The sequence below is a fragment of the Thermomonas sp. genome, from assembly GCF_035369645.1.
Taxonomy (GTDB): Bacteria; Pseudomonadota; Gammaproteobacteria; order Xanthomonadales; family Xanthomonadaceae; genus Thermomonas.
In genome coordinates this window covers 68,988-83,012 of sequence record NZ_DAOOUM010000002.1, presented here as the reverse complement: position 1 = coordinate 83,012, position 14,025 = coordinate 68,988, and the positions used below count along the sequence as shown (strand labels likewise).

The 14,025-nt window shown below is 59.3% G+C and carries 12 protein-coding genes; 7 read left to right on the top strand and 5 right to left on the bottom strand.

Annotated features, from left to right (window positions below):
• Positions 1 to 38 precede the first annotated feature (38 nt).
• From lapB to galU, 4 genes are read left to right on the top strand one after another with little or no spacing between them, the layout of a single operon-like run.
• Positions 39 to 1,217, top strand: coding sequence for a lipopolysaccharide assembly protein LapB (gene lapB, locus PK789_RS00825; protein WP_324306286.1), 1,179 nt, complete (start codon positions 39 to 41; stop codon positions 1,215 to 1,217).
• A complete protein-coding gene (locus PK789_RS00820) occupies positions 1,204 to 2,196 on the top strand; it encodes an MraY family glycosyltransferase (protein WP_324306283.1) in 993 nt (330 codons plus the stop codon). Before lapB ends, PK789_RS00820 begins: the two co-directional genes overlap by 14 nt.
• A complete protein-coding gene (locus PK789_RS00815; protein ID WP_324306281.1) occupies positions 2,193 to 4,097 on the top strand; it encodes a polysaccharide biosynthesis protein in 1,905 nt (634 codons plus the stop codon). Before PK789_RS00820 ends, PK789_RS00815 begins: the two co-directional genes overlap by 4 nt.
• A 57-nt stretch (positions 4,098 to 4,154) precedes the next feature.
• On the top strand, positions 4,155 to 5,066 hold the full coding sequence (gene galU / locus PK789_RS00810; protein ID WP_324306279.1) for a UTP--glucose-1-phosphate uridylyltransferase GalU: 912 nt from the start codon (positions 4,155 to 4,157) through the stop codon (positions 5,064 to 5,066).
• Between the two features lie 68 nt (positions 5,067 to 5,134).
• Here galU and infA read toward each other — a convergent pair whose 3' ends face one another.
• The 3 genes from infA to trxB form a co-directional block, all read right to left on the bottom strand.
• Complete coding sequence (infA, locus tag PK789_RS00805; protein WP_143878402.1) at positions 5,135 to 5,353, bottom strand: translation initiation factor IF-1; 219 nt, start codon at positions 5,351 to 5,353, stop codon at positions 5,135 to 5,137.
• 105 nt (positions 5,354 to 5,458) lie between these two features.
• Positions 5,459 to 6,199 carry a leucyl/phenylalanyl-tRNA--protein transferase gene (aat, locus tag PK789_RS00800; protein ID WP_324306277.1) on the bottom strand — a complete coding sequence of 247 codons (741 nt, stop codon included), beginning with the start codon at positions 6,197 to 6,199 and terminating at the stop codon, positions 5,459 to 5,461.
• 22 nt (positions 6,200 to 6,221) lie between these two features.
• A complete protein-coding gene (gene trxB, locus PK789_RS00795; RefSeq protein ID WP_324306275.1) occupies positions 6,222 to 7,175 on the bottom strand; it encodes a thioredoxin-disulfide reductase in 954 nt (317 codons plus the stop codon).
• 179 nt (positions 7,176 to 7,354) lie between these two features.
• On the opposite strand from trxB, the gene PK789_RS00790 reads away from it, so the two are divergent.
• From PK789_RS00790 to lolA, 3 genes are all read left to right on the top strand, one after another.
• Positions 7,355 to 9,730: a DNA translocase FtsK gene (locus PK789_RS00790; protein ID WP_324306273.1), complete on the top strand. Its 2,376-nt coding sequence runs from the start codon at positions 7,355 to 7,357 to the stop codon at positions 9,728 to 9,730.
• A gap of 90 nt (positions 9,731 to 9,820) precedes the next feature.
• Positions 9,821 to 11,812: a putative bifunctional diguanylate cyclase/phosphodiesterase gene (locus PK789_RS00785; protein ID WP_324306271.1), complete on the top strand. Its 1,992-nt coding sequence runs from the start codon at positions 9,821 to 9,823 to the stop codon at positions 11,810 to 11,812.
• Positions 11,813 to 11,868: 56 nt separating this feature from the next.
• Positions 11,869 to 12,486, top strand: a complete 618-nt coding sequence (lolA, locus tag PK789_RS00780) for an outer membrane lipoprotein periplasmic chaperone LolA (protein WP_324306270.1) — start codon at positions 11,869 to 11,871, stop codon at positions 12,484 to 12,486.
• A gap of 31 nt (positions 12,487 to 12,517) precedes the next feature.
• Here lolA and PK789_RS00775 read toward each other — a convergent pair whose 3' ends face one another.
• Together PK789_RS00775 and PK789_RS00770 are read right to left on the bottom strand one after the other, a co-directional pair.
• On the bottom strand, positions 12,518 to 13,381 hold the full coding sequence (locus PK789_RS00775) for a pirin family protein (RefSeq protein WP_324306268.1): 864 nt from the start codon (positions 13,379 to 13,381) through the stop codon (positions 12,518 to 12,520).
• 123 nt (positions 13,382 to 13,504) lie between these two features.
• On the bottom strand, positions 13,505 to 13,888 hold the full coding sequence (locus PK789_RS00770) for a hypothetical protein (protein WP_324306266.1): 384 nt from the start codon (positions 13,886 to 13,888) through the stop codon (positions 13,505 to 13,507).
• Between the last annotated feature and the right edge of the window lie 137 nt (positions 13,889 to 14,025).

Here is a 14,025-nt window from a genome sequence, read left to right as displayed (position 1 = left end):
GTGACGCCGACAGGGCGGCCCCCGACAGGAACTTGAGCATGGCCTGGCTTGACCAATGGATGTGGTTTGTCATTTTTGTGCCCCTCGCAGGCTTAGCGGGCTGGGTGATTGGTCGGCGTGGTGGCGAGCAGCACAGCGGCGATCAGGTCAGCAAACTATCCTCGACCTATTTTCGCGGCCTCAACTATCTGTTGAATGAGCAGCCAGACAAAGCTATCGAGCTGTTCTTGCACGTGGCTGAGCTGGACAAAGATACGTTCGAAACCCAGGTGGCCTTGGGGCATCTATTCCGGCGGCGTGGCGAGGTGGATCGTGCCATTCGTTTGCACCAAGGGCTGGCGCAACGCACTGACTTGAATGACACCCAAAAAATTCAGGCGCTGGCCGCATTGGGCGAGGACTACATGCGCGCCGGTTTGCTGGATCGTGCCGAAACCGTCTTCAATGATTTGGCGCAACTCGATCAACGTGCACCGCAGGCGCTCAAGCATCTGGTGGGCATCTACCAATCAGAACGCGACTGGGAAAAGGCCATCACCAATGCCACGCGCTATGCGGAGGTCAGTGGCGAGTCGATGGGGAAACTGGTCGGGCAGTTCGAATGCGAGCTGGCCGACAAGCAGCGTGCCAAAGGCGACATTGCCGCTGCACGTGAGGCGATTACCCGCGCTTACGCAGCCGACCCCACGTCGGTGCGTGCCGGGATCTTGGAAGGACGCTTGGACAGCGAAGCTGGAAACCCGCAAGCGGCAATCCGCGCGTATGAGCGCGCCGCACGGCATGACCCGGATTTCTTGCCGGTGATCTTGCCGTCACTGTTAGAGAGTTACGCCAAAGTGGGGGAGCGCACCGGCGCACGCGCATTTTTGGCCGGGATGTGTGAGCACTACCGTGGGATTGCGCCGGTATTGGCGCTAACGCGGATGATTGAGGTGGATGAAGGCGTGGGGCCGGCGCGCCAATATTTGGCGCAGCAACTCAAGGATCGCCCCTCGGTACGCGGCGAAGCCGCCTTGATCGATCTCAGTCTTGCCGATGGCAAAGACGCGCCGGCGACATTGCATGACCTCAAGTACATCACCGATCAACTACTGGTGCGAAATCCCAGTTATCGCTGCAACCGCTGCGGATTTGGTGCGCGCAGTCATCATTGGCAGTGCCCCAGCTGCAAAGAATGGGGCACGGTCAAGCCACTGCTGAACTATGCCGTGGTCTGACCCACCGTGGTGGCTGCCAGCGCTGGCGGCCTTTGCAGCATCACTGTTGGGCACACTGTGGGCGCTGGAGCACGCGCATCGTCAAGGCTTGCTTGATCACCCCGGTGCGCGTCGCAGCCACCAAACACCCACGGCGCGTGGTGGTGGTCTCGGTATTGCCGTGGCTGCCTTGCTGCTCTGCGCATGGCTGGGTTGGAGTGCGTCGGTGTTTTGGTACTGGGCCGGGGTCGGTCTGCTGGTGATTGCCTGCATTGGGTGGTGGGATGACCACCGCAGCTTGCCCGCGTGGCCGCGTTTGGTGACGCATGTGGTGGCAGGAGCGGTGCTTGCCTTCGCGCTGTGGCGACAAGGGCAAACCGTTGACGTGGCGATCATGGCGTTCGTGCTGGTGCCGGTACTGGTCAACGTATGGAATTTCATGGATGGCATCGATGGATTGGCAACCAGTCAGGCGGCGCTGTGTGCATGCGCAGCAAGCGTGTGCGGCAGCGGTGCTGCGCAGGTATTGGCACTGTCGGTACTCGCTGCGTGCTTGGGCTTTTTGCCGTTTAATTACCCCAAGGCGCGCATTTTTTTGGGCGATGTCGGCAGTGGGGTATTGGGGTATCTGGTGGCCTTGCTGCTTGCTGTAGGCCTGCCTGCGCAACCTAAAGCAACTTGGTTGGTATGGTTGTTGCCTGCGTCGCTGATGTGGGTGGATGCCGGCATGACCTTGTTTTGGCGGATACTGCGCGGCGAGCGATGGTGGCAGCCGCATGTCCAGCATGTGTATCAGCGATTGGCGAGGAGAGTCGGCCATCGTAGGGTCACCGCCGTATATGCGGGGTGGACGGCGCTGGCGATCGGGATCATGCTAGTCCTGTTGCGGCTGGGGGGAGCCGGGGCTGGCATGGGCGGCGTGGTATTTTGGCTAGTCTCGATGCTGCTCTGGTTTTGGTTGCACCGAAAAACAGGCGAGAGCGAAGGATTCAGCTCATGACAACACGGATGGATCGTATCAAGCATCGGTTACCGCGCGTTGCAGTGATCGTGCATGACTTGTTGATGGTGTGGCTGTGCTGGCAAGGGCTGCATTACCTGCGCTATGCCATGCAGCCCACTCAGCTGGACTTGGTGCCCGTCTCCAGCACGGTGCTGGTGGTGATGGTGGCGCAGGGCTTGGTGTTTTGGCAGGTCGGCCTGTATCGCGGCTTGTGGCGGTTCGCCAGCGTTCCGGATTTGGTCAACATCTTCAAGGCCAGCCTGCTGGGCCTGCTGGCGGCGGTGGTGGGTTTGTTTTTTTACAGCCGTCTGGATTTAGTATCGCGCTCAGCGCTGCTGTTGTATCCGTTTGCGTTGACCGTGCTGCTCAGCACGCCGCGCTTGCTGTTCCGGGCGTGGAAGGATCACCGCTTGTTGCAGACTGCCGTGGGGGCCGAGCGGGTCTTGATTTTGGGTGCAGGGCAGTCTGGTGAAGCCTTGGTGCGCGATCTGCGCCGCACCGGGCGTTATGACCCAATCGGGTTTTTGGATGATGCCGCCGCCTTGCGTGGCGCACGCCTGCAAGGGTTGCCGGTATTGGGCCGGGTTGGCGACGTGGCACGGATCGCGCGGGAAACCGGCGCGCAGTTGCTGGTCATCGCCATGCCATCGATCGACGCAACCGCGATGCGTCGCATCATCGGTTTATGCGAAGACAGCAATATCCCGTTCCGGATGGTGCCGAAATTGGCGGACATTCTGGAGGGCCGCTCTCTTCCTGGTGAACTCAAAGAAGTTGCAATCGAAGACTTGCTCGGACGGCAGCCGCACGCACCCGACTGGAAAGCCATTCGCGGCTGGCTGGGTGCGCGCTCGGTGCTGGTCACCGGTGCGGGTGGATCGATTGGCTCTGAACTGTGCCGGCAATGCGCGCGTCATGGCGCGCACAAAATCGCCTTGGTCGAAATCGACGAGCTGGCCCTGCTCACCACCGAAACCGAACTGCGCCGTGACTTCCCTGGCATCACCTGCATCCCGGTGCTGGGCGACTGCGGCGACCCGGCGGTGATTCGCTACGCCTTGCAATTGGCCGAACCCGAAGCCGTGTTTCATGCTGCGGCCTACAAACAAGTGCCGCTGTTGCAACAACAACTACGCGAGGCAATCCGCAATAATGTGCTGGCCACCGATGTGGTGGCGCGTGCCTGTCGTGATGCCCAAATCGGTACGTTTGTGCTGATTTCCACCGACAAGGCGGTGGATCCGGTCAATGTCTTGGGGGCCAGCAAGCGTTTGGCAGAAATGACTTGCCAGGCATTGGTGGATGCGCGCTCTACGCGCATGATCACGGTGCGCTTTGGCAATGTGTTGGATTCGGCAGGCAGCGTGGTGCCGCTGTTTCGCGAGCAGATTCGGCGTGGCGGCCCGGTCACCGTGACCGACCCCGAAGTCACCCGCTACTTCATGACTATTCCAGAAGCTTGTCTGCTGATCTTGCAGGCAGCCTCGATCGGCGCACAGCAGGCCGTGTACACCTTGGATATGGGCGATCCAGTATCGATCCGTCTGTTGGCCGACCAGATGATTCGCCTGGCCGGCAAGCAGCCGGGCAAGGATATCGGCATCGAGTACATCGGCCTGCGCGCAGGTGAGCGCCTGCATGAAACGCTATTTCACGCCGATGAGCGTTATAGCCAGACCCAGTACCCTGATATTTTGCAGGCCACCCCGCGTGCGGTGCAGCCAGAGCGCATGGAGCAGGCGTTAAAGCAATTGCGCGATGCCGCCCAGGCCTATGACTTGGTGGCGTTGGAACGTGCGCTACGTGATGCGGTACCGGAATTCAGTCCGATCGAATCCGTGCCCGATCGCAGTGCCATCGTGGTCGAATTCCCGGCACGCCGCGTGCAACAGAATTGATTTGCAATACCCCGCGTTGCGACTGATATTGGGCTGGCCTACGGTTAGAATTACACGATGACTTCTACCCATTTACCGCGTCGCGTACGTACCGCTGTCTTCCCCGTTGCAGGTTTAGGCACCCGCTTTTTGCCTGCCACCAAAACCGTGCCCAAGGAGATGCTGCCGATCGTTGATCGGCCGCTGATTCAATACGCGGTGGATGAAGCCATCGCCGCCGGTTGCGAGACCTTGGTGTTTGTCACCAACCGCTACAAGCACGCGGTGGCGGACTATTTCGACAAAGCCTACGAACTGGAACAAAAGCTGGAGAAGGCCGGCAAACACGATCAACTGGCGCTGATCCGCAATGTCTTGCCCGAGGGGGTGCGTGCAGTGTTTGTGACCCAAGCCGAAGCGCTGGGCTTGGGGCATGCCGTGCTGTGCGCAAAGCCGGTGGTGGGTGATGCACCTTTTGCGGTGTTGCTGCCGGATGACTTGATCTGGAGCCGTGGCGACGGTGCGTTGAAGCAGATGGTGGCGCATGTGCAAGCCAGTGGCGGCAGTGCGGTGGCGGTGCAGGACGTGCCGCAGCAACAAACCGGCAGTTACGGCATCGTGGCCACGGATGCGTTTGATGGGCAGGCGGGGCAAATCCGTCAGATCGTGGAAAAGCCGCACCCGGATGTGGCCCCCAGCAATCTGGCCGTGGTTGGCCGCTATGTGTTGGATCCTGCGATTTTTGAGTTATTGGAAACCACACCCAAGGGCGCGGGGGGTGAAATTCAACTCACCGACGCCATCGCCGCGTTACTGGTCACGAAGCGCGTGGATGCATTCCGTTTTCGCGGCACGCGCTTTGACTGCGGCACCCATCTTGGCTTGATCGAAGCAACCATTCGCTATGCGCTGGATAACGAAAAACTCAGCGAAGCCGCGCATAGCCTGATGCGTAATGCATTGGACGAAATGGGCGTGAAAGAAACCTGACACACAGCGCGATACGCGCACAAAAAACGCCCCAGCCGGGGCGTTTTTCTTGAGCGCGACACGCTAAATCAGCGGTGGCGGTAGGTGATACGGCCCTTGGTGAGATCGTAAGGGGTCATTTCCACCTTGACCTTGTCGCCGGTCAGAATGCGAATGTAGTTCTTGCGCATGCGGCCGGAGATGTGGGCGATGATCTCGTGGCCATTCTCCAGCTTGACCCGGAACATAGTGTTCGGGAGGGTTTCGGAGATCGTGCCTTCGAATTCGATGACGTCGTCTTTCGCCATGTGTATGCCGGAGCAATTCCTGAGTCTGAAGCAATGGGAGCCAAGTAATGCCGGCTCGAAAGTCCAACATTCTGACACGTTACGGCGATTCTTGCAAAAATCCCGTTAATCGCAGGGCGTCAGCACGTCGGCGGCGGCCCACGTTCCGAACCGTTCGCGCCAGTGACCGGCATCGGCGGGGCGGTCACGCAACTGGGTCAGTGCAGCCATGTAGTGCGCGCGTGGCCAAACTTCGACCCCCAAGCGCTGGGTATGCGCATTGGGCACTTGCGCGTCGATCAGCGGCCAGCCCCATGCGCGCAAGCGCCAAGCCAAGCCGGCCAACGCCAGTGACGACGCGCCCGAGTGCAGTGAGTACATGCTATCGCCGCAGAACATCTGCCCAAACGACAGACCTAACAGCCCGCCCACCAGTTGCTCACCTGCAAAGACCTCGATGCTGTGTGCGATGCCCAGTTGGTGCAACTGTACGTAAGCGTCTTGCATGTTGCGGGTGATCCAGGTGCCGGCGTGCCCATCACGCGGCGCTGCACAGCCGGCGACGACCTTTGCAAAAGCGGTATCGGCGCGCACCCGCCACCCGCTGTTGCGTAGTTTGCGTTGCAAACGCCGCGACACGTGCACGCCGTTGCTGCGAAAGACGGCGCGCTGCGAGGGGGCCCACCACAAAAGAGGCTCGCCATCGGAAAACCACGGGAAAATGCCGTGGTAATAGGCGCGTAGAAACCGTTGCGGGGAAAGGTCGCCGCCAACCGCCAGCAGGCCATCGGGGTCATCCAGCGCGGCATGTACCGGTGGAAATGGGGCCTGTGGATCAGGCCCCAGTTCGAATAGGCGCAGGGGCATGCGAATGGCCTGCGCGCGCGGCTTAGTGGCCTTCGTCCAAAAACTTTTCGGCGTCCAGCGCGGCCATGCAGCCAAACCCCGCCGAGGTAATAGCTTGCCGGTACACTTGGTCGGCCACGTCACCTGCCGCAAACACACCGGGGGTGCTGGTCTGAGTGGCGTTGCCTTCCAACCCGGTTTGGATCTTCAAGTAGCCATTTCTCATATCCAACTGGCCATCGAACAACGAGGTGTTGGGGCTATGGCCAATAGCGACAAAGAACCCCTGCACGGCGACTTCGCGGGTGCTGTCATCCAGCATGGATTTCAGCCGCATCCCGGTGACGCCTGCATCCGTGCCAAGCACTTCATCCACGGTGTGATGCCAGACAGTTTCGATTTTGCCGGCGGCGACTTTGGCAAACAACTTGTCCTGCATGATTTTTTCGGCACGCAGGGTGTCACGGCGATGCACCAGATAGACCTTGCGGGCGATGTTGGACAGGTACAAAGCTTCTTCCACGGCGGTATTGCCACCGCCGATCACCGCCACATCCTGATCCTTGTAGAAAAAGCCGTCGCAGGTGGCACAGGCGGATACACCGCGGCCTTTGAAGGTGTCCTCCGAAGGGATGCCTAGGTATTTGGCGGTGGCCCCGGTGGCGATGATGAGTGCGTCACAGGTGTAGTCGCCAGAATCACCTTTGAGCCGGAATGGCCGCTGCGATAGATCGGCGGTATGGATGTGATCAAACACCACTTCGGTATCAAAACGCTCGGCGTGGGCCTGCAAGCGCGTCATCAAGTCCGGGCCCAGCAGGCCATGGGCATCACCCGGCCAGTTGTCCACCTCGGTGGTGGTCATCAGCTGGCCACCCATTTGCATGCCGGTGATGACCACGGGCTTGAGATTGGCGCGCGCGGCATACACGGCGGCGGTCCAGCCGGCGGGGCCGGAACCGAGGATGAGCAGGCGGGTGTGTTTGGTAGTGGTCATGGCAACGAGGCATCCCGTGTTGCGGAAATGAATCCCATAGCTTGGCGGCGGGGCCGCGACAAGGCAAGGCATCGTGTCTGCAACGCTGTGGCTTGCCAAATTGCGAATGTTTCATCGCCAAGTGTGACAAATGTCGTAATATCAAACCGATAGGGGGATTTTATGAGGCAAGGTCACAGGTGGCAAAAGCGGCATCCGAAGTAGCCAAGGCCGGCCGCAAGGCAGCCGTCAAAACCGGCACAGCAACGACGGGGGGCAACCCGCGTCGGCAGCGGCTGTGGCGTGACCTTGCGCTGATCGTGATCGCGCCGGTATTGCTGTATTTGCTGGCGTGCTTGTTTACCTATTCGCCGGCCGACCCGGGCTGGGATCGTGAAACCAGCTTGCTGGCCCCGGTGCACAATATCGGTGGCTTGGCGGGCGCATGGCTGGCCAGCTTTCTGTTGTTCCTCAGCGGTTACACCGCGTTTTTGCTGCCTATTATCTTGGGCGCGATTGCCTGGATCGCCCTGTTTGGGATGGATACCGATGGCGATGGCCACGTGGACCTTGGGCCGGCTTTGCGGCTGGTGGGGATCGTGGGATTTTTGGTGGCAACGTGCGGCCTTTTGTCCTTGCGCGTTGCCGGTGGTAATGCGTTTTCGGCGGGTAGTGGTGGGGTCTTGGGGCGCTTGACCGCCAATTCACTGCACACATTGTTTGGCCCCTTGGGCGCCAATTTATTTTTGCTCAGCTTGTTTCTAATTTCGGTCACCTTGGCAACCGGTCTGTCATGGTTGGCAGTGATGGATCGCGTGGGCGGCTGGGTGTTGGCGCTACCGGCGCTGCTCGATCGCGGCGCAAGACAGGGTGCCAAGCAAGCCAGCGAATGGAACGAAGCGCGCGTGCTACGCGATGCACGTGAGGATGCACGCAAAGCCGATTCGGAAGCCAGACTGCGCCGCGAAAAGGTCAAGATCGAGCCGCCGGCCGCGCCTGCGGTGGAAAAAAGCGACCGCGCCAAGCGCGAGCAGCAAATTCCGCTGTTTCATGTCAACGACGGCAGCGGCATTGCACCGCTGGCCTTGCTGGATGATCCCAAACCGCAGCCCAAGGGTTACGACGCGCAGACGCTTGAAACGCTATCGCGGCAGATCGAATTCAAGCTCAAAGATTTTCGCATCGATGCTGAAGTGGTGGGGGCTTATCCAGGCCCGGTCATCACTCGTTTTGAAGTGCAGCCAGCGGCAGGTGTCAAAGTCAGCCAGATTTCATCCTTGGACAAAGACATCGCGCGCGGTCTGAGCGTGAAGTCGGTGCGTGTGGTGGATGTGATCCCGGGCAAGTCTGTAATTGGTTTGGAAACGCCAAATACCTCGCGCGAAATGATCTATTTGTCGGAATTGCTGCGCTCGAAGGAATACGACAAATCCGCCAGTCCACTGACCTTGGCGCTGGGCAAGGACATCGCGGGCAAGCCCATCGTGGCCGACCTTGCACGCATGCCGCATTTGCTGGTCGCCGGCACCACCGGTTCGGGCAAGTCGGTGGCAGTCAATGCGATGGTGCTGTCGCTGCTGTACAAGGCTTCGGCACGCGATGTGCGGATGCTGATGATCGACCCGAAGATGCTGGAACTGTCGGTGTATCAAGGCATCCCGCACCTGTTGGCGCCGGTGGTCACCGATATGAAAGAAGCCGCCAACGGCCTGCGCTGGTGCGTGGCGGAAATGGAACGCCGCTACAAGCTGATGAGTGCGGTGGGCGTGCGCAATTTGGCTGGGTTCAATAAAAAAGTGAAGGACGCCATCGAGGCTGGGCAGCCGATGATGGATCCGCTGTTCAAGGTCAACCCCGACGCCAACGAAGCACCGCCCACGCTGGAGCCGCTGCCGTTTATCGTGGTGTTCATCGACGAATTTGCCGACATGATGATGATCGTCGGCAAAAAAGTGGAAGAACTCATCGCCAGGTTGGCGCAAAAAGCGCGCGCTGCCGGCGTGCATTTGATCTTGGCCACGCAACGGCCCTCGGTGGATGTGATCACCGGCTTGATCAAGGCCAATATTCCCACCCGAATTGCCTTCCAGGTCAGCAGCAAAATCGACTCGCGCACGATCTTGGATCAAAGCGGCGCGGAAACCCTCTTGGGCCACGGTGACATGCTGTATCTGCCGCCGGGCACCGCCATGCCCGAGCGCGTGCATGGCGCGTTTGTGTCCGATGAAGAAGTGCATCGGGTGGTGGAGTTTCTCAAGCAAGCCGGCGGCCCGGATTACATCGAAGGAGTACTGGAGGAAGCGCAAACCCTGTACGACGGCAGCAGCGTGGGGGCCAATGGGCTGCCGGAAGCGGCAAGTAGCGATGATCCCGAAGCCGACCCGCTGTATGACCAAGCCGTGCAAATCGTGACTGAAACCCGGCGCGCGTCGATCTCTGGCGTCCAGCGGCGCCTGAAGATTGGTTACAACCGTGCAGCCCGTTTGGTGGAGGCGATGGAAGCGGCCGGGGTTGTCAGCACCCCCGAACACAACGGCGACCGCACCGTGCTAGCACCGCCTCCGCCGCGTCATTAAGACATTTCGACCGCTGACAACACTGCCTCGCGTTGCTGTAGGGTATGGGCAAATGCGCAGACGGCAGGGGGCTGTGTCAGCAGCATGCGGATGTCAACATCGAGCACAGGTGAAGTGGGGGCGGGCGAACCCGCATTGCACGCACAATTGGTCGCGCAGCAATGCACGATTGCACGTCTAGAAAAAACGGCGCAACTACACAATGCGTTGTATGCGATCGCAGATTTAGCCAGTAGCAATCTTGACATGGACGAGATGTTGCGTGCGATACATGCCATTGTTGAGCGTCTGATGTATGCCAAGAATATGTATATCGCGCTGCATAATCGGCAACGAGATACCAGGCGATATATGTACTACGCCGACGAAAATCCATACCCGTTGATCGATACCAAGGAAGAGGTGCCCGTTTCCGAGCTGCGTAACAGCCTGACCATGGCGGTAATCCAGCACGGGCGTGCGGCGATGGGGCCATCAGCAGACTTGTTGAAAGCATTCGGCTTATCCGAGGATCACGCGCTTGGGCCGCAAAGCTTGGACTGGCTAGGCGTTCCCATGATTGCCGACGGCGTCGTGCATGGGGCGGTAATCGTGCAAAGTTACGACCAACCCAATCGTTATACCGAGGAAGATCGCAGCCTTCTCGCATTCGTTGCTCAGCACATTCTCACCGCGATGCAACGCAAACAGGCGCGTGTCGAGCTGGAGCTGCGGGTTGACGAGCGCACACATGAACTGGCCGATACCGTGCAGCAGTTGCGTGAGCAAATCAACGAGCGGCAACGCGCCGAGCAGCAGCTTGCCTATTCATCCTTGCACGACGCTTTGACAGGTTTGCCCAACCGGGCTTACTTCTATGAAGCAATGTCCCGCGCACGCGATCGATATCAGCGTAACTTCCAACAAGGGTATGCGGTGCTATACCTCGACTTGGATCGTTTCAAGGTGGTCAATGACAGTATTGGGCACCATGTCGGTGATGCGATGCTGCAAGAAGTTGCGCATCGATTGGAAGTCTGTGTCCGCCCCCCTGATCTGGTCGCGCGCTTAGGTGGCGATGAGTTCGCAATTTTGCTTGAAACGACGGCCAGTCAAGAATCCGTCTGCCATGTTGCGCAACGGGTGATTGATGCGTTGAGCGTGCCGATGCTGATTGCAGGCTCAGAGCTGTTTACGTCAGCAAGTGTGGGGATCGTGATTGGACACATGAATTATCAGGGTGCCGAAGATATCCTTCGCGACGCGGATGTTGCGATGTATCGCGCCAAAGCGCATGGACGCCACCGATTCGAAATGTTCGATGAGCGGCTCCACCAGCAAGCATTGCTTGTCATGACCTTGGAAAGCGACTTGCGGCGGGCTATCCAACGGGAAGAATTTGAACCATATTTTCAACCAATCGTGCGTCTGCGCGACGGCCATGTGATGGGATATGAAGCATTGCTGCGATGGCAACACCCGGAACGGGGCGTGTTGGCACCGGATGCTTTTTTAGCGGTGGCCGAAGATAACGGCAGCATCGATCAAATCGACTGGTTGATGTACGAAGCCACGTGCGGGGTGATTGCAAGGTTCCCTGATGCGAATACCTACGTCACCATCAATGTATCACCGCGACATTTCCGAGCTGCTGATTTAGCCGATCGTCTGCTGCAGTTGCTAGTACGTCATGCGCTGCCGGCGCGGCGGTTACGAATAGAGTTGACCGAAGGCGCGCTGCTGGAGAATCCAGAACAAGTGCTGTGTACATTGACTAGATTGCGTAAAGCGGGAGTTGCGGCCGTCTTGGATGATTTCGGCACAGGTTATTCTTCGCTCAGTTATTTGCACCGCTTCCCCCTGCAAACGCTCAAAATTGATCGGTCGTTTGTGAGTGCGCTGCAACGGGGGCACCAAGGCGGCAGTACGGCGGTCGTGCGAGCGGTGCTGGCATTGGCCAATACGCTAGGCATGGATGTGGTTGCGGAAGGTATTGAAACGCGCGAACAATGCGAATACTTGCAGGAAATGGCTTGTGCTTTCGGGCAGGGGTTCTTGTTTTCACCAGCGCGTCCAATCGGGACATTCGCGGCACAGGCCTAGCGTGCCATTCAGGTGAAGTACGCCACACTGCATGGCAGGTCATAGGGATTTATGGCATGAAACCCACCGCTGCAATTTTCACCATTACTTTGCTGCTAAGCGCGAATTGGGCCAATGCTGGCGCGCGCGATGCGCTGAACAGTTTCAGCAAAGACCTGAAAGGTTTGGACGGGCAGTTCAATCAGCAAGTCTATGCCCCCGGCGGCAAGTTGAAGGAGCGTTCCTCCGGCCGCGTGGCAGTGGCCGCGCCCAAGCAGTTCCGCTGGGAATACGTCAAGCCGTATGCGCAATTGATCGTGGCCGATGGCACTGCGGTATGGGTCTATGACCCGGATCTGAGCCAAGTCAGTAAGCGTGCACAGGGCGCGGAAGAGGCCAATAGTCCGCTGGCGCTGTTGCTGGATCCGGTCAAGCTGGAGCGTAGCTTCGTCAGTAAAGAACAAGCCACTCAAAATGGAGTCGAATGGCTGCAAATCACCCCGCGCAATGCCGATGCCGCCTTCAAGTCGGCGCGCTTGGGTTTTGCTGCTGGCAATCTTGCGCAACTGGAATACATGGATGCGCTGGGGCAGCGCACCGTCATCGTCTTCACGGCATGGAAGCGTAACCCCGCGTTTGCCAAGGGCACGTTCGAGTTCACCCCGGCCAAGGGAGTGGATGTGATTGGCGGCTGAGTGCACGCGCCGACGATAGGCGCGTGCGCCGTTAACCCATCTGCCCAAACTTGCCGCTGTTGAAATCGGCAATCGCTTGGACGATCTCTTGCTGGGTGTTCATTACAAACGGGCCGTGGCCGACCACGGGTTCGTCGATGGGCTCGCCAGCAAGAAGCAGCACTTTGGCGTCGTTATTGGCCTCGATGCGCAGGCCACTGCCGTGTTGCGACAGTGTGGCCATTTGCGCTGCGCGCAACACGCTGCCATTGACCTGCACAGTGCCGTCCAGCACCACCAGCAAGGTGCTCCAGCCTTCTGGCTGCGGCACATCGATGGCTTTACCGGCGGCCAGACGCAAGTCCCACACCTGCATGGGCGTATAGGTGCGCGCCGGGCCACGCTGGCCGGCGTACTCACCCGCAATGACACGCAAAGTGCCGGCATCGGTGGGTAGGGCAATGGCGGGGATTTGCGCATCGGTGATCCCTTGGTAATGCGCCGGGCCCATTTTGTCTTTGGCTGGCAGGTTCACCCACAATTGCACCATTTCAAACGGGCCACCTTGCGCAGCATAGGCGGGCGAATGGAATTCTTCATGCAAGATGCCGCCGGCCGCCGTCATCCACTGCACATCGCCCTTGCCGATGATGCCGCCGTTGCCGGTGGAGTCGCGGTGCTCCACTTCGCCGGCATACACGATGGTGACCGTTTCAAAGCCGCGATGCGGGTGCTGGCCCACGCCACGGCGTTCCGTGGTGGGCTCAAAGTGGGTGGGGGCGGCATAATCCAGCAGCAAAAACGGGCTGCGCTGCGGCACATTGGGGCCGTTGTAATTGAACATCCCGTGCACCGGAAACCCATTGCCCACCCAGTGCCGGCCGGGGGCGGAGGTAATGCCAAGAACCGTCTTCATGTGCTGTCTCCCACTGTGTCGGCGGGCTGCCGGGGTCTGGTGGGAAGCATGAATTAGGATTGATATTGCATCAATTGTTTAATAAATCACGTATTGTTCTAATTTCAGGACAATAAGGCCATTTTACTTGGTAAAACTGACCTCCAAGGCGGTGTAAAACGGTGCCTTGGGCGGCACGAACACGGCTTTATCGCGCACATACCGCTGCAAACAAATCGCCAGCGGTGAGCTGCCCTGCCGCCATGTTTGCTGCACGCGGCCATCCGCATCCAACCGCATCACCACCGTGAAGGCACTGAAGTCCTTCTGCGGCTTGCCCAGCGCACACGCCTCCACCCCTGCATCCAGCACCGCCTTTTGCGCCGCCAACATCGCCGCATGCGCGGCCCCGGTGATGCTGGCCTCGTCCGCCACCGCCAATGGCTTGGCATCCACATACTCCACCGGCACCGCCGTAGGTGTGGGTTGTTGCAGCGTTAATAGCAGCGCGAATAGGGGGATGGGCATGGTGATTGTTTATGGTTGAGTTTGACGCATCAGCCTAACCCATGCGTATGGATTTGCCGCTGCTGAAGCAAAGCCCGCATTACTGCGGGCTTTGTGGGGTTGATGCAGGTGGAAGCTAGCAGCTAGCAGCTAGCAGC